18 protein-coding genes are annotated in these 24,295 nt (G+C 71.1%); 8 read left to right on the top strand and 10 right to left on the bottom strand.

Annotated elements, in window-relative coordinates:
* Together pcaG and pcaH are read right to left on the bottom strand one after the other, a co-directional pair.
* The gene (gene pcaG, locus ABD205_RS05705) at positions 1-576 is read right to left on the bottom strand and encodes a protocatechuate 3,4-dioxygenase subunit alpha (RefSeq protein WP_344043288.1); all 576 of its coding nucleotides are present in this window, start codon (positions 574-576) and stop codon (positions 1-3) included.
* On the bottom strand, positions 573-1,364 hold the full coding sequence (pcaH, locus tag ABD205_RS05700; protein WP_344043286.1) for a protocatechuate 3,4-dioxygenase subunit beta: 792 nt from the start codon (positions 1,362-1,364) through the stop codon (positions 573-575). Before pcaH ends, pcaG begins: the two co-directional genes overlap by 4 nt.
* 69 nt (positions 1,365-1,433) lie before the next feature.
* On the opposite strand from pcaH, the gene ABD205_RS05695 reads away from it, so the two are divergent.
* From ABD205_RS05695 to ABD205_RS05675, 5 genes are all read left to right on the top strand, one after another.
* Positions 1,434-2,234 (top strand): IclR family transcriptional regulator, encoded by an 801-nt coding sequence (locus ABD205_RS05695; protein ID WP_344043284.1) that lies wholly within the window; start codon positions 1,434-1,436, stop codon positions 2,232-2,234.
* Between the two features lie 109 nt (positions 2,235-2,343).
* Complete coding sequence (locus ABD205_RS05690) at positions 2,344-3,138, top strand: GTP pyrophosphokinase (RefSeq protein WP_344043282.1); 795 nt, start codon at positions 2,344-2,346, stop codon at positions 3,136-3,138.
* 36 nt (positions 3,139-3,174) lie between these two features.
* On the top strand, positions 3,175-4,017 hold the full coding sequence (locus ABD205_RS05685; protein ID WP_344043280.1) for a siderophore-interacting protein: 843 nt from the start codon (positions 3,175-3,177) through the stop codon (positions 4,015-4,017).
* A 56-nt stretch (positions 4,018-4,073) separates the two neighbouring features.
* The gene (locus ABD205_RS05680) at positions 4,074-5,255 is read left to right on the top strand and encodes a SpoIID/LytB domain-containing protein (RefSeq protein ID WP_344043278.1); all 1,182 of its coding nucleotides are present in this window, start codon (positions 4,074-4,076) and stop codon (positions 5,253-5,255) included.
* A 9-nt stretch (positions 5,256-5,264) separates the two neighbouring features.
* On the top strand, positions 5,265-7,157 hold the full coding sequence (locus ABD205_RS05675; protein ID WP_344043276.1) for a penicillin-binding transpeptidase domain-containing protein: 1,893 nt from the start codon (positions 5,265-5,267) through the stop codon (positions 7,155-7,157).
* Between the two features lie 67 nt (positions 7,158-7,224).
* On the opposite strand, the gene ABD205_RS05670 is transcribed toward ABD205_RS05675, so the two are convergent.
* Positions 7,225-11,130 (bottom strand): glycoside hydrolase family 3 C-terminal domain-containing protein, encoded by a 3,906-nt coding sequence (locus ABD205_RS05670; protein WP_344043274.1) that lies wholly within the window; start codon positions 11,128-11,130, stop codon positions 7,225-7,227.
* A gap of 191 nt (positions 11,131-11,321) precedes the next feature.
* Here ABD205_RS05670 and ABD205_RS05665 point away from each other — a divergent pair, with 191 nt between their 5' ends.
* Positions 11,322-12,488 carry an ROK family transcriptional regulator gene (locus tag ABD205_RS05665; protein ID WP_344043272.1) on the top strand — a complete coding sequence of 389 codons (1,167 nt, stop codon included), beginning with the start codon at positions 11,322-11,324 and terminating at the stop codon, positions 12,486-12,488.
* 81 nt (positions 12,489-12,569) lie between these two features.
* Here the strand turns inward: ABD205_RS05665 and ABD205_RS05660 are convergent, their stop codons facing one another.
* On the bottom strand, positions 12,570-14,009 hold the full coding sequence (locus tag ABD205_RS05660; RefSeq protein ID WP_344043270.1) for a purine-cytosine permease family protein: 1,440 nt from the start codon (positions 14,007-14,009) through the stop codon (positions 12,570-12,572).
* 229 nt (positions 14,010-14,238) lie between these two features.
* On the opposite strand from ABD205_RS05660, the gene ABD205_RS05655 reads away from it, so the two are divergent.
* The gene (locus ABD205_RS05655) at positions 14,239-15,738 is read left to right on the top strand and encodes a PucR family transcriptional regulator (RefSeq protein WP_344043269.1); all 1,500 of its coding nucleotides are present in this window, start codon (positions 14,239-14,241) and stop codon (positions 15,736-15,738) included.
* An 18-nt stretch (positions 15,739-15,756) separates the two neighbouring features.
* Here the strand turns inward: ABD205_RS05655 and ABD205_RS05650 are convergent, their stop codons facing one another.
* The 6 genes from ABD205_RS05650 to ABD205_RS05625 all read right to left on the bottom strand — a co-directional run bounded on the left by ABD205_RS05650 (position 15,757) and on the right by ABD205_RS05625 (position 23,508).
* A complete protein-coding gene (locus ABD205_RS05650) occupies positions 15,757-17,166 on the bottom strand; it encodes an NAD(P)/FAD-dependent oxidoreductase (RefSeq protein ID WP_344043267.1) in 1,410 nt (469 codons plus the stop codon).
* Between the two features lie 135 nt (positions 17,167-17,301).
* The gene (locus ABD205_RS05645; protein ID WP_344043266.1) at positions 17,302-18,777 is read right to left on the bottom strand and encodes an aldehyde dehydrogenase family protein; all 1,476 of its coding nucleotides are present in this window, start codon (positions 18,775-18,777) and stop codon (positions 17,302-17,304) included.
* Positions 18,778-18,983: 206 nt separating this feature from the next.
* On the bottom strand, positions 18,984-19,613 hold the full coding sequence (locus ABD205_RS05640) for a hypothetical protein (protein ID WP_344043264.1): 630 nt from the start codon (positions 19,611-19,613) through the stop codon (positions 18,984-18,986).
* Between the two features lie 194 nt (positions 19,614-19,807).
* Positions 19,808-22,006: an MMPL family transporter gene (locus ABD205_RS05635; RefSeq protein ID WP_344043262.1), complete on the bottom strand. Its 2,199-nt coding sequence runs from the start codon at positions 22,004-22,006 to the stop codon at positions 19,808-19,810.
* Positions 22,007-22,189: 183 nt separating this feature from the next.
* Positions 22,190-22,447 carry a putative antibiotic biosynthesis monooxygenase gene (locus ABD205_RS05630; RefSeq protein WP_344043260.1) on the bottom strand — a complete coding sequence of 86 codons (258 nt, stop codon included), beginning with the start codon at positions 22,445-22,447 and terminating at the stop codon, positions 22,190-22,192.
* Positions 22,448-22,539: 92 nt separating this feature from the next.
* A complete protein-coding gene (locus ABD205_RS05625; protein WP_344043258.1) occupies positions 22,540-23,508 on the bottom strand; it encodes an NAD(P)/FAD-dependent oxidoreductase in 969 nt (322 codons plus the stop codon).
* 77 nt (positions 23,509-23,585) lie between these two features.
* Between ABD205_RS05625 and ABD205_RS05620 the strand changes: the two genes are divergently transcribed.
* Positions 23,586-24,215 carry a helix-turn-helix domain-containing protein gene (locus ABD205_RS05620; protein WP_344043256.1) on the top strand — a complete coding sequence of 210 codons (630 nt, stop codon included), beginning with the start codon at positions 23,586-23,588 and terminating at the stop codon, positions 24,213-24,215.
* The last annotated feature ends 80 nt before the right edge of the window (positions 24,216-24,295 follow it).

The following is a 24,295-nucleotide window of genomic DNA, read 5'->3' as shown; positions in this document are numbered from 1 at the left end:
TCAGCGGTGCTGCAGGAAGACGGTCTCGCCCTCGCCCTGCAGTCGGATGTCGAAGCGGAGGCCCGTCGCGTCGGGTGTGGCCACCAGAGTGGCGCGCTCCTCCTCGCTGAGCGACGCGAGCAGCGGATCGCCCGCGTTGGCGGGGTGGCCGGGCAGGTAGGCGCGCGTGAAGAGCCGGTCGAGCAGGCCCCGGGCGAACACCACGACGGCGAAGAACGGCGCAGCGCTGCCGGGCCCCTCCTGGGTCGGCCCAGCCTGGGTCGGCCCAGCCTCGGTCGGGCCGGGCAGCACGGTGGTGAACGAGTAGTGACCGGTCCGGTCCGTCTGGCAGCGGCCCCACCCGGTGAAGGTCCAACCGTCGCGGTGCAGCGACCCGGTCTCACGGGGCACGGCGCCGTCGGCGTCGGCCTGCCAGATCTCGACGAGGGCGTCGGGGATGGGCGTGCCCTCGCCGTCGTACACGGCACCGTGCAGGCGGATCGCGTCGGCGCGACCCGGGGGCACGAGCTCGTTGTCGCCGTCGTACGGCAGGGCCTGGCCGAAGAACGGGCCGACGGTCTGTCCGGGGGTGATCACTCGTCGGCCTCCTCGGGCTCGGTCCAGGTGCGGCCGCCGCCGGTCAGGACGACGTCCCACCGGTAGCCCATGCTGTGGTCCGGCACCGTCAGGTCGTGGTCGTACGTCGCGACGAGCGCGTCGCGCGCCTTCTGGTCCGTGATCGCCTGGTAGATCGGGTCGAGCGCGAACAGCGGGTCGCCCGGGAAGTACATCTGCGTCACCAGCCGCTGCGTGAAGGCCCTGCCGAAGATCGAGAAGTGGATGTGCGCGGGCCGCCAGGCGTTGCGGTGGTTGCCCCACGGATAGGGGCCGGGCTTGATCGTCCGGAAGTGGTACTCGCCGTCGGGGCCCGTCAGGCAGCGCCCCACGCCGGTGAAGTTGGGGTCGAGCGGCGCCGGGTGCTGCTCGTTCTTGTGGATGTAGCGGCCCGCGGCGTTCGCCTGCCAGATCTCGACCAGCTGACCGGCGACCGGGCGGCCGTCGCCGTCGACGATGCGGCCGGTCACGGTGATCCGCTCGCCGATGGGCTCCCCGGAGACCGCCGAGTTCGTGCCGGCATGGGCGCCGATGGTCAGGTCGGCCTCGAGCGGGTGGACGTCGCGCTGGCCGAAGCAGGGTGCCCAGCGCTCGATCGTCTCCGGGTCGGCGTGCCGGGGGTCCTTGGTCGGGTGGCGCAGGATGCTCGAGCGGTACGGCGGGTAGTCGATCCGCGTCCGCGCGTCGTCGCCCGGCCGCGCGGCCCGGCCGGCGGCCTCCGCGATCTCCGCGATCTCCGCCGAGATCTCCTGCTGTGTCGGGATGCTCACGCATCACACCGTAAGGACGGACCGACTAGCCTGCCGAGAGATCACTTCCACTGAGCAGAAGGGCCAGCCATGGCCGGCAACACCGCTGCCCCCGGCACGACCGTCGCCTCCCGGGTGCTCGCCATCCTCGCCGCCTTCGACGCCGGCCACCGGGCCCTGACGCTCACCGAGATCGCCGAGCGCGCGCAGCTGGCGCGGCCCACCGCCCACCGCCTGATCGCCGAGCTGACCGAGTGGGGCGCCCTGCGCCGGGACGCGCAGGACAGGTACGTCGTCGGGCGCCGGCTCTGGGACCTCGGGCTGCTCGCGCCGGTGCAGACGGGCCTGCGCGCCACTGCGTCGCCGTTCCTCCACGACCTCTACGGCGCGACGCTCGCGACGATCCACCTCGCGGTCCGCGACGAGACGTCGGCGCTCTACCTCGACACGCTGCGCGGCCACGCGTCGGTCCCGATCGTCAGCAGGGTCGGCTCGCGGCTCCCGCTGCACGCCACCGGGGTCGGCAAGGTGTTGCTCGCGCACGCGCCCGACGACGTACGGCGATCGGTGCTCGCCGGGCCGCTGACGCGCCTCACCCCGTACACGATCACCCAGCCGGCCGCCCTCGAGCGCCAGCTCGCACGGATCCGGAGCGAGGGCTACGCCACGACGCAGGAGGAGATGACGCTCGGCGCCTGCTCGGCCGCCGTGCCCATCACCGTCGGCGGCCAGGTGGTCGCCGCGCTCGGCATCGTCGTGCCCGACCTGCGCCGGACCCGCGGACGGCTGGTGGCGGCGCTGCAGGTCGCCTCGCAGGGCATCGGGCGCAGCCTCGCCGCCGGCGCCGGCCCGGACGGACGGCCCGGGCCGCCCGGCAGACCGCCGTCGTGACCCCGAGGGACCAACCTGCTCGGCGCGGACTTGCCCCCGTCGCGCAGGATGGTCCCCTGGGGTCGACTCGCGAGGGTCGACACGGGAGCCGAGAAGGGAACGCCTGGATATGAGCGACGCGGATCAGTCCGAGGCGAGTCGTACGCCGTCCAAGGCCCTGCCGATGGACGCGACCCCGCTGGTCGGCCGGCGTCCGACCGGGCCGCGGCCCGCGAACACCTACGAGCTCCTGGCCGGCTCGGTGCTCGCCGAGGAGGACGACCCGCACAGCGCGGCGCTCTCCGAGGCCGCCCAGGAGCTCGGCCAGCTCCTCATGCCCTACCGGTTCGGCCTCGAGGAGATGCTGACCAAGATCAACATCCTGCGCGAGGAGCTCACCTACCGGCCCGAGGGCAGCCCGATCGAGCACGTCAGCTCGCGGCTCAAGTCGATCGACAGCATCCGCGCGAAGGCCAGCCGGATCGGCTGTGAGTTCACGCCGGAGGCGATCGCGCACCAGATCTTCGACATCGCCGGCATCCGGATCGTCTGCAGCTTCCTCGAGGACGCCTACTGGGTGCTCTCGATGCTCACGAGCCAGCCCGACATCACCGTCGTCGAGATCAAGGACTACATCGCGGACCCGAAGCCCAACGGCTACCGCAGCCTGCACGCGATCGTCCAGGTGCCGGTGTTCCTGTCCGACTCGATCCGGCAGGTCTGCGTGGAGCTCCAGGTCCGCACCGTCGCGATGGACTTCTGGGCGAGCGTCGAGCACAAGATCTACTACAAGTTCCGCGAGGAGATCCCGACCCCGCTCGGCGACGAGCTCGTCGAGGCCGCTCGCGTCGCCCACGAGCTCGACCAGCGGATGAGCGACCTGCGCGAGACGCTCCGCGGGACGAAGCCCCCCGCGTCGAGCTAGCGCCCACCCACACTCCCGCACGTCCCGAGGAGCCCCATGGCCACCCGCCTGACCGTCACCGCGACCGAGACCACCACGCCCGGCCTGCGCCGGGTGTGGTTGCGCAGCGACGACCTCTCCGCGTTCGAGGGGAGCACGTTCACCGACCGCTACGTCAAGCTCGTCTTCCCCCGCCCCGGCGTCGAGCTGCCGGGGTATGCCGACGGCACGCTCGACATGAAGGAGCTGCGCCGCACCCTGCCCGCCGAGCAGCTGCCGGTGGTGCGCACCTACACGGCGCTCTTCCCCGACCCGTCCGCGGGCACCCTCGCCATCGACTTCGTCCTGCACGGCGACGGCGAGGGCGTCGCGGGCCCGTGGGCGGCGGCCGCCCGTCCCGGCGACACGCTGCTCGCGAACGGCCCCGGCGGCACCTACGCGCCCGACCCGGCCGCCGACTGGCACCTCCTGGTCGGCGACGAGTCCGCCCTGCCCGCGGTGATGGCCGCGCTGGCCGCTCTGCCCGAGGACGCGGTGGCGCGCGTCGTACTGCTCACGCAGGATGCCGATCACGCTCCCGACCTGACCGTCGACCTGCCCGCCGGCGCCACCGTCCCGCCCGGTGCGCAGATCACCGTCGTCCACCGCGGTGACGGCCAGACGCTGCTCGACGCGGTCACCGCGCTGGACTGGCCGGCCGGGCGCGTGGACGCGTTCGTCCACGGCGAGGCCGAGGAGGTCATGCACGGGCTGCGGCCGCACCTGCTGAAGGAGCGCGGACTCGAGCGTGACCAGCTCTCCATCTCGGGCTACTGGCGCCGGGGTCGGACCGAGGAGGGCTTCCGCGAGTGGAAGCAGACCCTGGCCGCCGCCGAGGTCGCCCGCCAGGCCGGATCGTGACGCGTCCGGGCCGTTTCCCTTTGCTTTCCGGGCGCGGTCCCAGCACAGTGTCCGTCATGCCATTCGTGCGCCAAGCTCTCCGGGCCCTCGCGCTCGGCGCCGGTCTCACCGTCGCCGTCGCCACACCGTCGTATGCCGACTCCACGGTCAACGTGCCAGCCGGCGCGACCTCGGTGACCGTCTACGGGGAGGGCAGCGGGCACGGACACGGCCTCTCGCAGTACGGCGCCAACGCCGCCGCGAAGCGCGGCCTGAGCACAAGCCAGATCCTCGGGCACTACTACCCCGGCACCCGCGCCGGCGCCGCCGGCGGCCAGGTCCGGGTCCTGCTGAGCACACGCCCGGCGCTGATCGTCGGGACTCGCTCGGGGCTGACCGCGAACGTGGTCGGCTCGCCCCGTCGCTGGCGCCTGACGCACCTGCGCAGCCGTGCGGCACGGACCGCGACGCGGTGGCGGGCGACCGCCGTCTCCCCGACCCGGTCGCGGCTGTCCTACCGCAAGGGCGGCCACTGGCGCACCTACGCGGTCGCCACCGGGCAGCTCCAGTTCAACGCCCGTGGCCTGCCGATCAGGCTGTACGCCGGCCACGACTCCGGCACGTTCCGCGGCGTCCTGCGCGCGGCCTCGCCGTCGGCGACCAGCGCAGACCGCGACATCGTGAACGTCGTGCCCCTCGAGGCCTACGTGAAGGGTGTCGTGCCCAACGAGATGCCGGCCCTCTGGGCGCCGGCCGCCGTGCGCGCCCAGGCCATCGCCGCCCGCACCTACGCCGTCCACGAGCGCACGACGGTGCACCGCGGCTACTTCGACGTCTTCAAGGACACCCGCTCGCAGGTCTACCGCGGCTACGGCTCCGAGCAGCGCGCCTCCACCCGGGCCGTCGACGCTACCCGGCGCCAGATCCGGACGTACGCCGGCCGGCCGGCCTTCACGCAGTTCACGGCCAGCAACGGCGGCTACATGCTGGCCAACGGGGCGCCGTACCTGGTCAGCGGGCGGGACGGCTACGACCCGGTCAACGCGTGGTCGAAGACGATCCCGATGAGCGCGTTCCAGGCGCGGTTCGGGTCGACGTACCCCCTCAGGTCGATCACGGTCCGGACCTACCCGGGCGCCGGCGGCTGGGTCGAGACGGTCACGCTCACCGGCACCAACGGGAAGACCAACTCCATCGGCGGCGTCGCGTTCCGCGCGTGGGCGGGGCTGAAGTCCGGCTCCTTCCGCTTCACGAGGTGATGCGGCGGCATGCGCCTGCCCGCACTGCCGGCCACCCTGGCCGCCCTGGCCCTCGTCGCGACCGGCTGCACCGGGTCGGACGGCTCCGGCGCTGAGAAGGTCGCCGACCGGCTCGCCGCACAGCTGCAGCACCACACCCTGACCGGGGTGCCGCTGGAGTCGCGCTCGACGGTCTTCGACGACCAGGTCGCCGCGCTGAAGAAGTACGACGTCGCCGTCGCCGCCTCGCGCGTCAAGGCCGACGGCGACGCCGCGACCGCCGACCTGCGCTGGACCTGGCGGATCGGGACCCGGACGTGGACCTACCGGACGACCGCCCACCTGGCCAGGACCGGCGACACCTGGAAGGTCGACTGGCGTCCCGACACGCTCGCGCCCGGCCTGACCGACCAGGAGCGGCTCGAGGTCGCCCGGACCACGCCGGCCCGCGCCGACATCCTGGGCGCCGGCGGCCGCCCGATCGTCACCCAGCGGCGCATCTACCGCTACGGGCTGGACAAGGCACGCGTCCCTGCCGCCGACGTGCCGGCGCTGGCCCGCCGGGTGGCGAAGGCGGTCGGCATCGCGCCCGGGCCGTTCGTCACCGAGGCGAAGGCCGCCGGACCGAAGGCGTTCGTGGAGGCGATCGTGCTGCGGCCCTCGGACGCACGCGACCACGTCGACCCCGACTTCGGGCACATCCCGGGCGCCCTCGTCCTCGCCGGGACCCGGGCGCTCGCGCCCGACCGGGACTTCGGGGCCGAGCTCCTCGGCCAGGTCGGACCCGCCACGGCCGAGGTCGTGCAGAAGTCGAAGGGCCGGGTGGAGTCGGGCGACGAGGTCGGCCTGTCCGGCCTCGAGGGTCGCTACGACGAGCAGCTGGCCGGCGCCGCGACGACCGAGGTCCGCGCCGCGACGGTCACCTGCACGCCGGCCGGCGCCTGCACGAGGACGGGCCAGAAGCGTGTGCTGGCCGACTGGGCCGGGCACCCGGGCAGCCCTCTGCAGCTCACCCTCGACGTCGACCTGCAGGCCAAGGCCGAGCGCATCCTCGCGGCGGCCGGCGGCGAGCGCTCGCCGGCCAGCGCGATCGTCGCGATCCGACCCTCGACCGGGGACGTCCTGGTGGCCGCCAACGGCCCCGGCAACCACGGGCTGAACGCGGCGACGTTCGGGCAGTACGCGCCGGGATCGACGTTCAAGATCGTCACGTCGCTGGCTCTGCTGCGCGCCGGCCTGAAGCCGCAGGACATGGTGACCTGCCCTCCCACGATCGACGTCGACGGGCGCCGCTTCAAGAACTACGCCGACTACCCGGCCTCCCGGCTCGGGAAGGTCACCTATCGCACCGCGATCGCGAACTCGTGCAACACGGCGGTGATCGGCCAGCGCGACCGGCTCGGGGGCCGTGCGCTGGCCGACGCCGCGGCCTCGCTCGGGCTCGGCGTCGACCACGACCTCGGGTTCCCGGCGTACTTCGGCCAGGTGCCGCCCGCGAGCGGCGAGACGGAGAAGGCCGCCGACGTGATCGGGCAGGGCAAGGTGCTCGCGGGGCCGCTCGCCATGGCGACGGTCGCGGCCTCCGTGGCGGCCGGCCGGACCGTCGTACCGCACCTGCTCGCGGGCAAGGCACCCGCGGCCGATCCGCGGCTCCCGCTCACGGCGCCGGAGGCGCACGCGCTTCACGACCTGATGCGGGCGGTCGTCACCGAGGGCTCCGGCCGTTTCCTCGCGAGCCTGGGCGGCGACATCGGCGCCAAGACGGGGACGGCGGAGTACGGCACCGCGCGGGCCGACGGCTCGCTGCCGACGCACACCTGGATGATCGCCACCCGCGGCGACCTCGCCGTCGCCGTCTTCGTGGAGACCGGCGAGTCCGGGTCGCAGACCGCCGGTCCCCTGCTGAAGTCGTTCCTGTCCTGACCCGGCGCAGCACCCCGAGACGCACCGAGGGCCCCGGCGATCGCCGGGGCCCTCGGGTCGTCGATGACTACTTCTTGATCCGCACCGCCTTCGAGGTCCTGGTGACCCCGGCGAGGCCGGAGGAGCTCGCCGTCACCTGGACCGAGACCAGCTGGTGCCGGTCGGCGGCCTTCACCCGGTACGTCGACGCGGTCGCGCCGGCGATGGCGCGGCCGTTGCGCAGCCACTGGTAGTGCAGGGCCGCACCCGGGGTGGCCGTGGCGTGCGCCGTGACCGTCCGGCCGACGCGGTGTGCGCCGGTGATGACCGGAGTGGACAGGCTCAGCGTGCCCCTGACCGTGATCGAGCCGGTCGGGCTGGTGTTGCCCGCCTTGTCGACCGCACGGTACGAGAACACCTGCGAGGCCCCACGGACCGCGACCGGGGCCGAGTACGTCGACCAGTGCGCGCCCCCGTCGGTCGAGAACTGGATCGCGCCCACGCCCGATCCGGTGTCCTCGGCCGAGAGGACCAGCCGGCCGGCGACCGCCTTGGCGGCCACGGTGGGCGCCGAGGTGTCGATGCGGACCGTCAGCTCCTTGACGTCGCTGTAGTGGCCGGCGCCGTCCGTGGCGATCACGCGGACCTCGTGGACGCCGTCACCGGTGATCTGGACCGGGTTGGTGTAGGGCCGCAGCTCGCCACCGTCGACGCCCACGTACGCCTGGTCGTTGTCGTCGTGGACCACGGCCGTGACCGACACCGGGCCGGTGAACCAGCCGCTGGCCGGGACCGCGGGGGTCGTCGACAGGTCGACCGTCGGCGGATTGTCCGTCGGGGCCTTGACGACCCCGGCGACCGACGAGCCGACGAGCACCGGCAGGTCGAACTGGGCGTCGTAGGACTTGATCGAGACACCCGCGACGTTCTGGTTCTTCGCGAGCTGGCCGAACGGCGCCGACTGGCTGACGATGTTGAGGATCCGCATCGCGCTGCGCTGCAGGTCGCCGAGCCGCATCGGGTAGCTGGTGGCCGTGTAGCTGCCCTTGAGGACCACTGTGTACGCCGTCACCGGGCTGTTCGCGTCCGCCGGGTCGGCGTGCACGACGTTGGTGAGGCTGACGGCCGCCTTCTGGGCCGCGCTCAGCGCGCTGCCCGCGAGCAGGCCGCTGACGTAGGTGTAGGCGTCGTTCACGGTCGCGAACTTCGCGTCCGGGACGAACGTCATGTTGTTGATCGCGTCGATGTTCGCCGTGCCGGACGCCGGCTGCCGGGTCAGGTCGGTGTTGCCGTCGACGGTCGTCGAGATCGTCTCCGTGCCGGTCGACGCCAGGGTCAGGCCACCGAGCTGCCAGGCGTACGACGTCCGGGTCGGCGTCACCGTCTTCGTGACGACCGGGAGACCGGCCACGTCGATGGCGGGCGCCTGCTTCTCGATCGCGTTGATGATGTTCTGCGGCGCGTTGCCGGGCTCGATCAGGTCGTTGCCGGCGTACATCGTCGCGGTGGGGCTGTGGCTGCCGCCCCAGTCCGACATCACGAGACCCTTGAAGCCCCACTCACCGCGCAGCAGGTCGGTGAGCGTGTCGTAGTCCTCGGCCGCGTAGGTGCCGTTGATGCGGTTGTAGGAGCTCATGACCGCCATCGGCTGCGCGGTGGTGACGGCGATCTCGAAGGACCGCAGCTCGAGCTCACGGGCGGCACGCTCGCTGACGACGGTGTTGCCGCCGCTGCGCCGAGTCTCCTGGTTGTTGAAGGCGTAGTGCTTGATCGTGACACCGACACCGGGGTTGCTCTGCACGCCCAGGGTGGTCGCGGCCGAGGTCAGGCCGGAGACCAGCGGGTCCTCGGAGTAGTACTCGAAGTTGCGGCCGTTGAGCGGGTCGCGGTGCAGGTTCATGCCCGGCGCGAGCCAGAGCGTGACCCCTGCGTCGACCATCTCCTTGCCGACCGCCGCGCCGACCTCACGGACCAGGTCGCGGTTCCACGTCTGCGCCAGCAGCGTGCCGACCGGGAAGGCCGTCTCCCACTGGTAGGTCTTCGGCGTCGTCGCGATCTGCTGGGTCAGCCGGAGGCCGGCCGGGCCGTCGGAGAGCGCCATGCCGGGGATGCCGAGGTTCTCGTACTTGGCCGTCGTGTACCCGGCCGCGCCGATCGCCGACGGCGTGGTGCCGCCCACGTTGGCGCCCTCGACGATGTTGGCGAGCTGGGTGACGTTCAGCTTGGCGACGAACTGCTCCATGGTGGTGCGCCCGGCGGCGACGTCGTACAGGGTGCTGGCCGGGTTGGTGTCGACCTGCCGGAGCGTCTCGCCCGCCTTCGCGGCGTACGGCGCCCCGGTGCCCTCCCAGTTGCCCGACTGGGCCGGGTCGGACGGCACGTAGGCCTTGATGCTGGAGACCTTGCCGTGCTCGACCGCGTCGTAGGGCAGCGAGCTGGGCACCGTCACGTCCTGCTCGTACGCCGACCGGTGGTCCTTCGCGACGAAGCCGGTCGTGTCGAGGGTGATCTGCGGTGCCGCGGCGAGCTGGTCGGCCTCGCCCGGGGCCCGGTAGAAGTTCGCCGGGTCGCTGGTCCTGTCGCTCGACGACGCCGGGCCGCCGAGCTCGGGGTTGACCAGCTCGGTCGGGGTGTCGTCGCCCAGCTCCACGCGCGCCGCGACCTGGGTGTTGCGCGAGGAGTCGCCGACCCGGACGACGTACTCGCCCTTGTCGAGCGTCCACCGCGAGCTCGCCTCGTCGAAGGACCCCATCGAGGAGGTGTCGAAGGTGATCGTGACCCGCTGGGAGTCGCCGGGCGCGAGGTTGTCGGTCTTCGCGTAGCCGGTGAGCTGCTGGTAGGGCTTGTCGAGCCCCGTCTGCGGCGCGGAGACGTAGGTCTCGACGACCTCCTTGCCGCTGTAGGAGTCCCCGACGTTGGTGACCCGCGCCTTGACGGTCACCTTGTTCATGTCGGCGGTGACGCTGAGCGGCTCGACGTTGAAGTCGGTGTAGGACAGGCCGTAGCCGAACGGGTAGTTGACCACGCCGGCGGGGTTGGCCGAGTCGATGCTCTTGTAGAACGAGTCGAAGTAGCGGTAGCCGACGTACACACCCTCGCTGTAGGGCTCGTCGTTGCCCGTGCCGTCGTTGTTGGCGAAGGTGCCCGCGGCCGGGTAGTAGGAGTACTGCGACGCCCAGGTGTCGGTGAGCTTGCCGGACGGGCTGACCTCGCCGTCGAGGACCTGGACCAGGGCGGCTCCGCCCTGCTCGCCGGCCTGGCTCATCAGGAGGAGCGAGTCGAGCGCGGTGCCGCCGGCCGGGTCGTGCTCGTCGGCGTTGATGTCCTTGAAGAACTCGGTGTCCATCACGCCGCCGGTGTTGAGGACGACGACGACCTTCTTGTACGTCTGACCGAGCAGCTCGATGTTGGCCCGCTCGTTGTCGCCGAGCTGGTAGTCGCCCTTCCCCGACGTCCGGTCGGAGCCCTCGCCCGAGTTGCGGGCGATCACGTAGATGGCGGTGTCCGTGGGCGCCGTCGGCTTCCGGGTCAGGCTGGTGAGCGGCTGCTCGACGGAGGAGTAGTCGACGGTGGGCCCGAACAGCGAGTTCGTCGTCGGGTACTTGGTGTCGTACGCCGACTTCATTGCGTTCCAGTAGTCGGGGCTCGTCGTGATGGTGTAGCCGGCGTTCTCGAGGCCCTGACGGACCGTGACGTTGGACCGGTTGTTGACGGCGCCGGATCCGGTGCCGCCCTTGACGGTGACGTAGGCGCCGACGCCGAAGACCGCGACGTTGCCGCTGGACGCCATCGGGAGCGCGTGGTCGTGGTTCTCGAGGAGCACCATGCCCTCGGTGGCCGCCCGCTGGGACAGGGCGGCGTTCGCCTGCTCGAGGGCGGAGACGCCCGGGTTGGTGGTTGCTGCGGTCGCCGTCGACACGCAGGCGAGACCCAGGCAGCCGATGGCCACTGCTGAGAGCCCACGTGTGAACGCGTGACGTGAGGGTTGGCGCATGGAGTCGTCCTCTCTGAACAACTCGCGGCGTTACCGCCGATGCTGATGTGACGCCGCTCACGCTAAGTGCGCAGTTTTAGGTCGTCAATGGGGTAAAAGCCGTTCTGGACAACATCTTTTTGCTCTTTTCAAAGCATTAAATTCACAGGAATGTGTCGCGGGGCACGCCCCCTGTCCTCTAGATTCGGCGGATGCCCACCACCCCGTCCCACCGTGAGAAGACCCGCGACGAGCTGCTCCGGCTCATCCGGACCGGCGGTGGGATGACGCGGGCCGATCTCGCGCGGTCGTCCGGGATGTCGCGCAGCGCCGTCAACGGAGCGGTCGCCACCCTGCTGGCCGAGGGGCGGATCACCGAGGTCGAGACCGAGCAGAAGGGGCCCGGCACCGGCAGTGGCCGTCCGGGCGTCAAGCTCGTCGCCATCGGCGGCCCGGTCGCCGGGCTCGACTTCGGGCACAACCACCTGCACGTCGCGATCGCCGACACGTTCGGCAGGATCGTCGGGGACCGGCGGGTCGACATCGACGTCGACCTGGCGGCGACCGAGGCGATGGACGCGGCCGCCGACCTGCTGGAAGGGCTGCGCAGGGAGCTGGGCCTCGACAGCGTCGAGGCCGTCGTCGCCGGCATCCCCGGTCCCGTCGACGTGCGAACCGGCCTGGTCCAGTCGCCCACCATCCTCTCCGGATGGGTGGGGCGCTCCCCCGCGGAGGAGCTGACCCGCCGCATCGGCGTGCCGGTGCACGTCGAGAACGACGCCGCCCTCGGCGCCATGGGCGAGCTGTACGCCGGCGCCGGCCGGTCCCACGAGCACTTCCTCTACGTCAAGGCGTCGCACGGCATCGGCGCCGCACTCGTCCTCGGTGGGGCGCTCTACCGCGGCGGGACCGGCCTCGCCGGGGAGATCGGGCACACCAACCTGCCGGGCAGCACCGAGCTGTGCCGGTGCGGCAGCCGCGGATGCCTCGAGGCGGTCGTCTCGGTCGACTACATCCGCGAACAGGTCGCCCACACCCATCCCGGACTGGCGGCCGAGGAGATCCCGCTCGACGACGACGCCGACTCGGTCAGCCGCCGCATCCTCGAGGACTCCGGACGGATCCTGGGCCGGGTCATCAGCGTTCTGTGCAACCTCGTGAACCCGACGGCGGTGGTCGTCGGCGGCGAGCTCGGCAGCTCCAACAACTGCTTCGTCGAGGGGGTCGACGAGGCGGTCCAGCGCTACACGCTCCCGGCGGCGGCGGAGGAGCTCGTCGTCACCCGGGCCGAGCTCGGCACGTCCGCGGAGCTGCGGGGCGCGATCGAGCTCGCCGTGCGCAGTCCCGTGCCGGCGTACGGCGCCGGGGCCTCACACTGACACCGCAGGTTTCCGCGCCATGAGCCGCGACAGCCCCGGCCGACATGGTCGGCCGGGGCTGGCATCTGCGCTGCGGATCGCTCAGGCGATGGGCTCCGCCAGCATCTCGAGCTCACGGTCGGACTCCTCGACGAGCGCGGCCTCCTCATCCAGGTGCTGGCCGCGACACAGCAGCCAGTAGGTCACGCACCCGACCGGGACACCGACGAAGAACGCGATGTCGATCCCGTTCAGCGCCGTGGCGACGAAGCCCTGGTAGAAGCTCAGGTACATGAACGGCAGCATGACGACGAACGTGATGACGTACGCCGCGATCCCGCGGAAGTTCCACAGGCCGTAGATGCCGTCGGGCTTGAACATCTCGCGAACGGAGTAGTGCCCCTTCCGGACCACGAAGAAGTCGGTCAGGTTGATCGACGTCCAGGGCGCCATCATGTAACCCAGCACCGTCAGGATCGTGTAGAACTGGTTGTTCAGGAAGTCTGTCGAGAGCGCCGCTCCGGCGATGGTTCCGGTCACTCCCACCAGCAGGATCGTCACCATCCGCGCACTCACCGAGGGGCGGACCGGCTTGACGCTGTCGAGTGCGGTGATCAGCGTCAGCGATCCTCCGTAGACGCACATCGCCGTCAGGCCGACCAGCCCGAGGCCGCCGACGACGAGCATGATGGCGCCCATCCCGGGGAAGACGTAGTCACCGGTCTTGTGCAGCGCGGTGATGATGTCGTCCTCCGGCAGCAGCGCGGCGCCCACGGCGCCGACCGCCTCGAACGTGAAGGTGCCGAGGAGGCCGAGCCAGGTCCAAGCCATGAGCTTGCCCTTGTGGGTGTCCGGGGGCAGGTACCGGGAGTAGTCGGACACGAAGAACGCCCAGGACAGCTGGTAGGCGGTCGCGGCCGACACCACCATGAGGAACGGCTCCCAGCTGAAGCCGGTGCTCGGCGAGAACGCGCCGGCCGGGAAGTGGCCCCCGGTCACGAGGCCGACGACGTACACGGCCAGGACCAGGACCAGGGCGCGCGTGATCCATCGCTGCGCCGCGTGGAGGTAGTGGTAGCCGAAGATCGCCAGCAGGACCGAGATGGCGCCGGTGATCACCGCCCATGTCGGCGCGCTTCCCCAGCCGAGCTGGTGCGCCGTGGAGCCGAGGAGGTTGCCGTCGAGGACGACGTAACCCCAGTACACCGCGATGGCGATCGCCCAGATGAAGAGGGCGCCGTAGCGTCCGAACTGAGGACGGGACTGCACCATCTGCGGCAGACCCAGGTGCGGGCCCTGCGTCGCGTGCGCCGCGACGGGCACCGTCCCGATCACGGTCCCGACCAGCAGGGCGATGACCGACCAGAAGAGGTTCAACCCCAGACCGATCGCGAGCGCTCCCGTCGCGAGACTGAGGAGATGGGCACTTCCCGCGAACCAGATCGTGGCCTGGTCCGACAGCCGACCCTTCCGCTCGTGGAGCGGGACATAGTCGATCGACCGGGCTTCGACCCGGCCTCTCAGTGACCCCCGAGAAGCCATTTCGTCTCCTGTGTGCACCGTGGACACCGTGTGACCTCCTACCGCCGCGTCGCCTGTACGACGCGCTGATGCCCGGATGCTAGGTGGCGCGCGTCACACGCTGGAATGCGACGAGATGACAAGGCGACGGGTGTCGCTGCTATCGGCGTACAAACGCGTAGCGTGTGTGGAGCGCGTGCTCGTGATCGATGATTGGCTCCCCGAGCAGGCCGTGCGGACGAGGATGACCATGCTGACTGTCCAGGACCTGGTGGCGAACCCGACGCTCCGGACGCGGGTGCTCGCCGGCGCCAGCGGCATCGGGCGCGAGCTCACCTGGGCGCACTCCATCGAGCTCCCCGAGCCCTGGGTGTGGATGGGCAACGGCGAGCTGCTCATGACGACCGGCCAGAACTTCCCTTCCGACCCGGCGGGCCAGGTTCACTTCATCCGCAACCTGGACGCCAACGGCATCTCGGGTCTGGCGTTGGCCGAGAAGATGTCGGCCCCCCTCACCTCCGAGGCCGAGGCGGAGGCCGATCGGCTCGGGTTCCCTGTCCTCGAGACCGCGTACGAGGTCCCGTTCGTCCTGGTGGCGCGCGCGGTGTCCGACTCGAGCAGCCGCGACTCCCAGCTCACGAAGATCCTCCGGGTCTACGAGCTCTACCGACTGTCCTCGGTGCAGAACCTCTCCGAGGAGGCCGTCTTCGACCGCCTGGGCAGTGAGGTCGGCGCGCGCCTCGGCGTGGTGAGCATCGACACCTGGGATGTCCTCGTCCCTCCGAGGCCCGGCGTGTCGGAGCTCGACCCGGAGATGCGGGCGCAGCTCCCGACACGCCGGCCGCTCCCGGCCGTCACCCGCGTCAAGTCCGACGAGACCGAGCACCTCCTGCTGCCGATCGGGGACGGGACCCGGTATGCGCTCCTGGCCGAGGTCACCAGCGCGGCGTTCGACCTGGTCGTCCTCCAGCACGTGTCCACGATCGCCTCCGTCCAGGCCGAGAAGCTGGTCGCGGAGGCGGCGGCGTACCTCCACAGGTCGACGCGCCTGTTCACCCAGCTCATCAGCGGCTCGCTCGACACGGAGTCGGCACGCGACCAGATCGGCGCACTGGGACTGAGGCGCGGGCCGTGGTTCACCGCTGCCCTCGACACCCCGGACGCGATCGATCTGCTGCGGCTCCAGCAGCGGCTGTTGCGAGCCGACGTGCCATCCCTCGTGTGCGACGTGCAGCAGCGCACGATGGTGCTCTTCCCCGTGTCGAAGAAGGCGGGGGCGATCCCGATCCTCGAGGCTGCCGTCGGCGACCAGGGCCGCATCGGCGTCTCCGACGCCACCCAGCGGCTCAGCGACGTCGCCGACTCCGTCCGTGAGGCGTCGTGGGCGAGCCAGGCCGCTCGCCTCGACGACACGACGACCGCCTGGTACGGCGTCGACCGGCCCCTGTTCCTACCGGGAACCGTGACCGAGGCCAAGGCCGTGGTGGCTCGCGTCCTCGGAGTCCTCATCGAGTACGACCGCGAGCACGACACCGAGCTCACGACGTCGCTGGAGACCTACTTCCGCGAGAGGCGCTCGTGGCAGACCGCCAGCCAGAAGCTGTCCATCCATCGACAGACCCTCATCTATCGGATGAGGCGCGTCGAGGAGCTGACCGGGCGGCAGCTGGACAACCTGGACGACCTCACCGAGCTGCACCTGGCACTCCGCACGCGCAGGCTCCTCGCCCGCGACACGACGCTCGACTGACTCCTCCGGCGCGGCCGTTCAGCCGACGAAGCTGGTCGGGTCGAGGCCGGCGACAGCCACCAGCGTCCTGCCAGGTCGCTGCCCGTCGTCCTCGAGGCGCTCCTTGCGCGTGATCGCTCGGCGGACCACCTGACCACCGAGGAAGCGGGCGGGCTCGGGTGGCAGTCCACCGCGCGGAGTCCGCACGAGCGGGAAGCGGCTCCACTGGTCGTCCAGCCCGAGTGCACGCGAGGCGAGGACGTGACCCGCGAGTCGCGACGGGCCGACGCCGTCTCCTGAGAATCCGGCGACGTAGTGGACGCTCGGCATCCTCGTCAGCGACCCTAAGAACGGCATGCCGTCGATCGAGTAGTCGACGGCACCGGACCACGCGTGCGTCACCGGCACGTCACGCAGCTGGGGGAAGGTGCGGCGCAGGTGTCGGCTCACGTCGTCGACACGCTCCGACGGACCCCAGAACCGCGGGTCGATCCGACCGCCCCGGCCGATGCGCCCCCCTCCCTTGCCGAAGACGACGCGACCGTCCTTGGTGGTGCGGTAGTAGTGGACGAGCCGCCGGGAGTCCGAGATCGCCAACCCCGGGCTCCACTCGCCGATCAACGTCGGGCAGGGCGTGGTCGCGACGACGTCGCTGCCGAGCACGAGCAGGTGTCGCCGGATCTCCCGCTCGGCCACGAGCGCTGCGTTGGTGGCGAGGACGACCTGGGACGCGACGACGGAGCCCTCGGCGGTCGTCACGATGGTGTCGCCGCCCTGCTGACGCACGTCCGTCATCGGGGAGTGCTCGTAGATGCGGACCCCTCGCTCGATCGCGATGCGGCGCAGAGCGCGCACCAGCCGACCGGGGTGCAGGGTGGCGACGCCTGCCTCGAAGACACCCCCGAGATGGGTCCGGCTGCCCGTCATGGCCGCGGCGGCCGCAGCGTCGACCGGGGCGTACGGCGACAGACCCGCCTCGCCCCATCCGTCGACCGTCTCCTGCCACGAGCCGAGCTGCGCGGAGCTGGTGGCCGCCCAGAGCCAGCCTGCTGCCGTGTAGTCGGCGGCGACTCCGTGGGTGGCCGCGAACTCCCCGATCTCCGCCACCGCGTCGGCCGACGCCTGGGCGACGGCGGCACCGTCCGAGCCGACGAGCTTCCTCAACGTCCGGAACTTCGGCCACCAGGTCATCGCGAAGCCCCCGTTGGCGCCACTGGCGCCCGCCCCGCAGATACTGGCCTCGACCAGCACGACGTCGACAGACGGGTCGCGGTCCTTGATCGCAAGCGCGGTCCACAGGCCCGTGTAGCCGCCGCCGACGATGCAGATGTCAGCCCGGCTCCGCCCGTGCAGTGCCGGAGATGCCGCAGGGTCCTCGTCGAGCGCCTCCTCCATCCAGAGGGAGCTGCGCACGACGGCGAGCGGCTGTGGAACGACGGTCTTCTGCATCAATCTCTCCGAACGGTTGTGTCCGATCGCCGGCTGACCCGTCCGGTCACCCCGCAGTGGTTTGGGTTGGCGAAGCGGGGCGCCGCCGGTGCGTCGCACCGGCCGAGCCACCGCCCTGAGTCACGTGGTGAGGGATCACCAGCCCCCGACGGTCTCCCGGCTCACGCGTCCTCGGTCACCGAGCTCGAAGACCAGCAGCTTCGGCTCCATGAACGCCTCGAAGAAGCAGTCGCCGAGCTCGCGACCGACGCCGCTCTTCCCGGCACCGCCGAACGGGGCGAGCTGGTCCCAGTAGTTCGACGTCTCGTTGATGTTGACCGCGCCGTGCGGCAGCGCCTCGGCGACCCGCCACGCGGTCGCGAGGTCACGCGTCCAGAGCGAGGCGACGAGTCCCATACCGGACGAGCTCGCGATCTCGACGGCCTCCTGGGCCGACGCGATCCTCACCACCGGGATGACCGGACCGAACGTCTCGTGGACCATGACGTCGGCGTCGAGCGGGACGTCGGTCAACACGGTCGGCGGGTAGAAGTTCCCCTCCTCGCTCCCGTGCTGCCACACCTCGGCCCCGAGCTCTCGGGCCTGCGCCACGTGCGCGCGCACCCGGGTCAGGGTGGCGTCGTTGCACAGGGGGCCCATGTCGGTCGCCGGGTCATGCGGATCGCCGACCCTGAGCTCGCTGATGGCCGCCTTGAACTTCTCGAGGAACTCGTCGTAGACGTCCTCGTGGACGAGGATCCGCTCCGCGGACGTGCACACCTGGCCGGCGAGGTAGAACGAGCCGGTGACGGCGCCGGTGACGGCGGCGTCGACATCCGCGTCGGCGAGGACGATCTGCGGGCCGTCGCCGCCGAGCTCGAGGAGGAGCTTCTTGAGGCCGGCCTTGGCGGCGATCGCCTTGCCGGTCGCGGTGGAGCCGGTGAAGAAGATGCCGTCGACGTCGTCGTGCTCGACGAGCGCGGCGCCGATGTCACCGAACCCCTGGACGACGTTGATCACGCCCGGCGGCACACCGGCCTCCTCCGCGAGAGCAGCGACCATCGCACACGCTCTCGGGGCGTACTCGGAGGGCTTCCAGACGACCGTGTTCCCCGCCGCGAGCGCGTGGGCGACGGCGATGGAAGAGATGTCGGTCGGGAAGTTGTACGGAGCGATGACCGCGACGACGCCGATCGGGCGGTGGGTCAGGACCAGCCGCTTGTTGTTCGACCGCTCCTGCGTGGACGGATACGTCTTGCCCGTGTAGCGCAGGATCTGCTCGGCGGCGCGACTGTAGGCAGGCGCCGTGTACTCGTACAGCTCCTCGCGCGTCTCGCGGATCGTCTTGCCCGTCTCGGTCGTGACCATCCGGGCGATCTCCTCGCCGTGGGCGTGGACCAGCTGGGCCATGCGGCGCAGGATCTCGACCCGCTCGATCACCGACAGGTTCGCCCAGCCGACCTGGGCCGAGCGTGCCGCACGCACGGCTGCCGAGACGTCGTGGACGTCGCACCTGCTCACCTCGTGGACGACCTCGCCGGTGCCGGGCGAGCGGACCTCGAAGGTGCCGGCAGCGCCGTCGAGCCACTTGCCGTCGATCAGAACGCCGCCGTGTGCGTGGTCGAATTCCATTTTCGTCTCCTGGACAAGTGCGCAGTGGGGCGTCTGCCCCGAGCCGGATCAGGCTCGCGCTCAGGCTAGGGCGGCACGCTCTCCCCCTGAATGCGACGTGCGTCTGACCCTCGTCGCGGGTCTCGTGCATCCGTACAAGCGGCGTCGGCCACATGCGGTGGGACTCCCCGTGGCGCGCCGTCGACCCCGACGCCGGGTCAGAACAGCTAGTCGAGCCGATCGGCAGCCTCCAGTAACCGGAGGTCCACGGTCACGGCTACGGCCGACATGTCCGCGTCGAAGCCGACGTGGACCGGGTAGATCCCGGAGCCGTCCGGACAGAGGAACACCACAGCCACGACGCGACCATCGACCTCCATGGCGACGACCTTCTCGGTCAGCGCTCGGTCGTACACGGTCTTCATGTGGTCGGCGTCCTCGAACAGTGGCTGCAGGAGCGCCGCGTCGGAGATCTCGTAGAACGCACCGAGCGCAGAGTCGGAGTCGAGATGGAAGTGCTTCTCGTCCTGGAGCAGGGGTTCCCAGGTGGCCACCCGATCGAGGTCGCCGGCCGACGCCGCCACCGCCATCACATCTGCGTCGCCGTCACCAGTGCGTGTGCGCGCCACGGTGGTCAACGACGTCACCTTCGCGCCGCCGCCTCCGATGGTCGTGGCGGCGAACTTCGGCGTGGTCTCCGGGTACCACGGGTCGGCGATCGCCAGCAGACCCCACCGCATCGGCAGCGCAGGTCCGGGCATCGCGGTCAGCGTCACTGTCTGCTCCGGGTAGCGCACGTTCTCCGGGAACAGGTATCGATCGCCGAAGCGGACCAGGAACTCGGGCGGGCAGCTCATCTGCGCTCCTCAGTTGGTTGAACACATCGACACCGGCGGGCCGGTGGAATCTCGCCGAGCGTATTGCTTTCGAGCGCCGAGGAACGACGACGACCCCTGCCTGCGTCGCCGCAGGTCAGGGGCCTTCGATCGGGCGGGCCCGTCGGGATCGAGGTGACGACCTCTCACCCGGGGACCGACAGCCGGTGTGGTGCTCAGCGACCGATGAGCTCGCCGGCCTCGGCCGTGGACCCCGTCGCGGACGAGGTCGACGAGAGGCTCGTGTCGGTCGGCGGCTCGTCGTCGCTGCTCTCCACGGTCACCCGCGGCAGGACCCGGTCGAGCCACCCCGGGAGCCACCAGTTGGCCGCGCCGAGCAGTGCCATCGTCGCGGGGACGAGCATCATCCGGACGATGGTCGCGTCGATGAGGATGGCGGCGGCGAGTCCGAGGCCGAGCATCTTCAGCGACGGGATCGGGCTGAAGACGAAGCTGGAGAACACGGCGATCATGATGAGGGCCGCCGAGGTGACGACCCGGCCGGTGCCGGCCAGTCCGCGGGCGACGGACTCGGCGTTGTCGCCGGTGCGGTGGTACTCCTCGCGGATGCGCGAGAGCAGGAACACCTCGTAGTCCATCGAGAGCCCGAACAGGATCGGGAACATGATGATGACGATGACCGACGTGATGGTGGTCGGCCCGTCGAGACCGAGGAGGGTGGCGCCCCATCCCCACTGGAAGACCACGACCAGGATGCCGTACGCCGCGCCGATGGACAGGAGGTTCATCACCGCGGCCTTGAGCGGGACGGCGACGGAGCGGAACACCAGCATCAGCAGCAGGAACGACACGGCGATGACGGCGCCGATGAAGAGCGGCAGCTTGGCCGACAGCTGCGCGTTGAGGTCGTCGGTGACGGCGGTGATGCCCGAGACGTAGACGTTGCCCGGGATGACGTGGCGCACCCGGTCGATGGTGGCTGACGTCTTCAGGTCGGCCGGGCCGGTGGTCGGGGTCGCGGTGAACACGACGGTGTCGCCGTCCTCGGAGGTCTGGGGGTCGCTGACGGAGACGATCCCGGGCACCGCGGTGATGTCGGCGGCGACCGCCTGCACGCCCGCGGCGTCGACGCCCGGGGCGTCGAGGTCGATGACGACCATCAAGGGCGCGTTGATGCCGACGCCGAAGCCTTCGGTGAGCAGGTCGTACGCCTGCCGGTGGGTGGTCTCCTTCGGGGCGTCGCCGGCGGCCGGGAACCCGGTCTGCATCCACAAGGCCGGGGCGGCGACGGCCAGGAGCACCGCGACCGAGGCGAGGAGGTAGGGCCACGGACGGGCGGACACGCGATGGCCGAACCGCCACCAGGCGGTCTCCTCGGCGGTCTTGACGGGGCGGTGCCCGCGGCCGATGCGGCCCTTGTCGATGCGGTCGCCCAGCAGACCCAGCAGGGCCGGGAGCAGCGTGACGGCGGCGACGACCGAGGAGAACACCATCATCGCGGTCGCGAGCCCGATGGAAGTCAGGACGCCGACCCCGGTGATGACGAGTGCCGAGGTGGCGATGACGACGGTGCCTCCGGCGAACACCACCGCCGCACCGGAGGTCCCCATCGCGCTGGCGAGGGCTGCCTCGTTGTCACGGCCGTGGTTGCGGTTCTCGCGGTAGCGGGCGACGACGAACAGGGCGTAGTCGACGCCGACCCCGAGGCCGACGAGCCCCGCGACGGGGACGGCCGACACGGACACGTCCATCGAGCCGGCCATGAGGGTGATGCCGCCGATGCCGGCCCCGACAGCGACGATCGCGAGACCGATGGGCAGGACGGCGGCGACGAAGGTGCCGAACACGACGAGCAGGACCAGGAGCGCGACGAGGAGGCCGATGCCGACGTGCCCCGAGCTGCCGCCCCCGGCGTTGAGGAACACCGCGTCGCCGCCCAGCTCGACCCGCAGGTTGTCGGCGTTGATGCTGGTGACACCCTTCGAGAGCGTGGCGAATGCCGGCTTGCCCATGTCGCGCTCGGGTACGTCGAGGGTCAGCTCGGCGTACCCGATGCGACCGTCACGGGAGATGGTGCCGGACTGGAACGGGTCCGTCACCGTCGCGACGTGGTCGAGCTCGCCCACCTGCTTCAGGACGGCCGAGACGGCCGTCCGGTCTTCCTCGAGGGTGGTGCCGTCGTGAGCCGCGAGCACGACGAGTGCCTTGCCCTTGGCGGCCTCGGGGAAGTTGCTGTTGACGAGCTCCATCGCTCGGGAGCTCTGGCTTCCGGGCGCGGAGAAGTCGTCGACGAAGGTGCCTCCACCGAGGGCGGCGAGGAAGAAGACGGCGGCGACCGCGAGCACCCAGCTCGCGATCGTGCGCCACGGGTGCCTCGCGCTGGCCATCGCCAGGGCGCGGGTGAGTCGGTTCATGGTCGTGCCTCTCCTAGGTGTGCCGCCGTCGGTGGTCGTGCCCGTCTTCGAGGGTCGGGCTGAGCGGCGGCTGCTGTTCGGGTGGTCAAGTGGTGCCTTGTTGGACCGTGAACCTAGGAACGGATGTGGTGAGGGGTCGTCACCACAGGTGGTGACCGGGGTGGTGATCTCGTCCGGAGGGACTCAGGCGCGGCGGGCGAGGAGGCGGCCGCGCGCCTTGTGCAGGCGCGGCATCAGCCCGTAGATGACGATCGGGACCGCGATGGTCGCCAGGACGAAGGTCCGCAGGACAGGGTTGCTGTCCTTGAGCGACGGACCGATGGTCAGGTTCAGGACGGTGAGCGTCGGGAAGACGGCGATCCAGATCATCAGCGCGAGCTGGTGCTTGGTGGGAGGGCCGACGACCCGTCCGGTCGCCGGGTCGGGAACGTGCTCGGACATGGGGTGCTCCTTCGGAGTCGAGGGGGTACGCCGGGTCAGCGGGGTGCTGGACCGGTGGGTGCGGCCGGGTGCCGCGTGTCTGCGGGTTCGGCTCAGCCGACCGGCAGCCCGAGGCGGAGGTTGGTGACCGCGATCGGGAGGTCCTCGTCGACGAGGTCGTTGTTGATGGCGATGGCGGCGGCGGAGCCTTCGCCCGCCGCGGTGATGACCTGGGCGCGCGGGTTGACGGCGTTGCCGGCCGCCCAGACCCCGGCGACGCTGGTGCGGCCGGTGGCGTCGACGACGACCCAGCCGTTCTGAGCGGTCTCGCAGCCGAGGTCGGTCAGCAGGGTGTCGTTCGGCACGGGCTGCGGCCGGACGAACACCGCCGTCCGGGGCACGACCCGGCCGTTCGCGAGCTCGACGCCGCGGAGCCGGTCGTGCTCGACGACGAGCCCAGCGACGGGCTCGTCGACGACGCCGATGGCGCGGGCGACGAGCTGCTCGCGTTGCTCCGCGGTCAGCGCGCTGCCGTGGGTGAAGAAGACGACGTCGTCGGACCACTGGCGGACGATGTGGGCGTGCGCCACGGCGTCCTCGGTGGCGGTGGGGCTGCCGGCGAGGACCCCGAGGGGCTGGTCACGGACCTCGTATCCGTGGCAGTACGGGCAGTGGAGCAGGTCCCGACCCCATCGTTCACGGACGCCGGGGATGTCCGGGATGTCGTCGCGCAGACCGGTGGTGACGAGGACGCGGCGCGTCGTCAGGACGGCGCCGTCCTCGAGGACAACCTCTAACGACAGCCGGCTGTGGCGACCGACACGCGGGCAGGATGTCACGGTCGCGACCGTCCCGGAGACCAGTTGGCCGCCGTATCCGGTGACCTCGGCGCGGCCGGCCGCGAGGAGCTCGGTGGGCGGGAGCCCGTCGGAGCCGAGGAAGCCCTGCATGTGAGCTGCTGGTGCGTTGCGAGGCTGACCGGCATCGACGACGGCGACGCGACGGCGGGCGCGGGTGAGGACCAGGGCTGCCGAGAGGCCGGCAGCGCCTCCGCCGACCACCACCACGTCGTACTCGTTCATGTCATCAGAGTCCTCCGAGCCGGCCCGCTCGACAACGGATGTTGCCGAATCTGGGAACGGCGCGGTGCAATCGACCCATGACCGAGCCTCGACGCACCCCCGGACCTGACGCGGCTCCGGTCGGCAGCACCGGCCCCATCGCTGCCGCACTCGATCGGGTCGGCCCCCGGCTGAGGCGCATCCGTGCGCAGCGCGGCGTCACCTTGACGGAGGTCGCGCACCTGACCGGGATCTCGAAGAGCACGCTGTCGCGGCTCGAGAACGGCCAACGTCGCCCGAGCCTCGAGCTGCTGCTGCCGCTCGCACAGACGTACCGGGTGCCCATCGACGACCTCGTCGGCGCCCCCGAGGTGGGTGACCCTCGCATCCGGCTGAAGCCACGGCGCATCAACGGGCGCACCGTGCTTCCGCTGACCCATCCGGGCGGGATCCAGGCGTGGAAGATCATCATCCCGACGGCCCAGTCGGAGCCGAGTCCGCGCACTCACGACGGGTTCGAGTGGCTCTACGTCCTGTCGGGCCGGATGCGGCTCGTGATGGGCGAGCAGGATCTGGTCCTGGGTGTCGGAGAGGCGGCCGAGTTCGACACCCGGCTGCCGCACTGGTTCGGCAGCACCGGCGACGGGCCCGCCGAGGTCCTGAGCATCTTCGGCCGGCCGGGCGAGCGAGGGTTCACCCACGCCGGCAGGTCCGAGTCGGCGCACTGACGAAGGAGCCGTGGCGATGGCCGGACGACCCCCGTACCGACCCCCGTACTGCGATCCGTTCTGCCCTACGCTCAGGAGGC

The organism is Nocardioides panacihumi (assembly GCF_039530925.1).
Classification (GTDB): Bacteria; Actinomycetota; Actinomycetes; order Propionibacteriales; family Nocardioidaceae; genus Nocardioides; species Nocardioides panacihumi.
The sequence above is the reverse complement of the archived record's forward strand: the minus strand, read 5'-3'. Positions and strand labels throughout refer to the sequence as shown.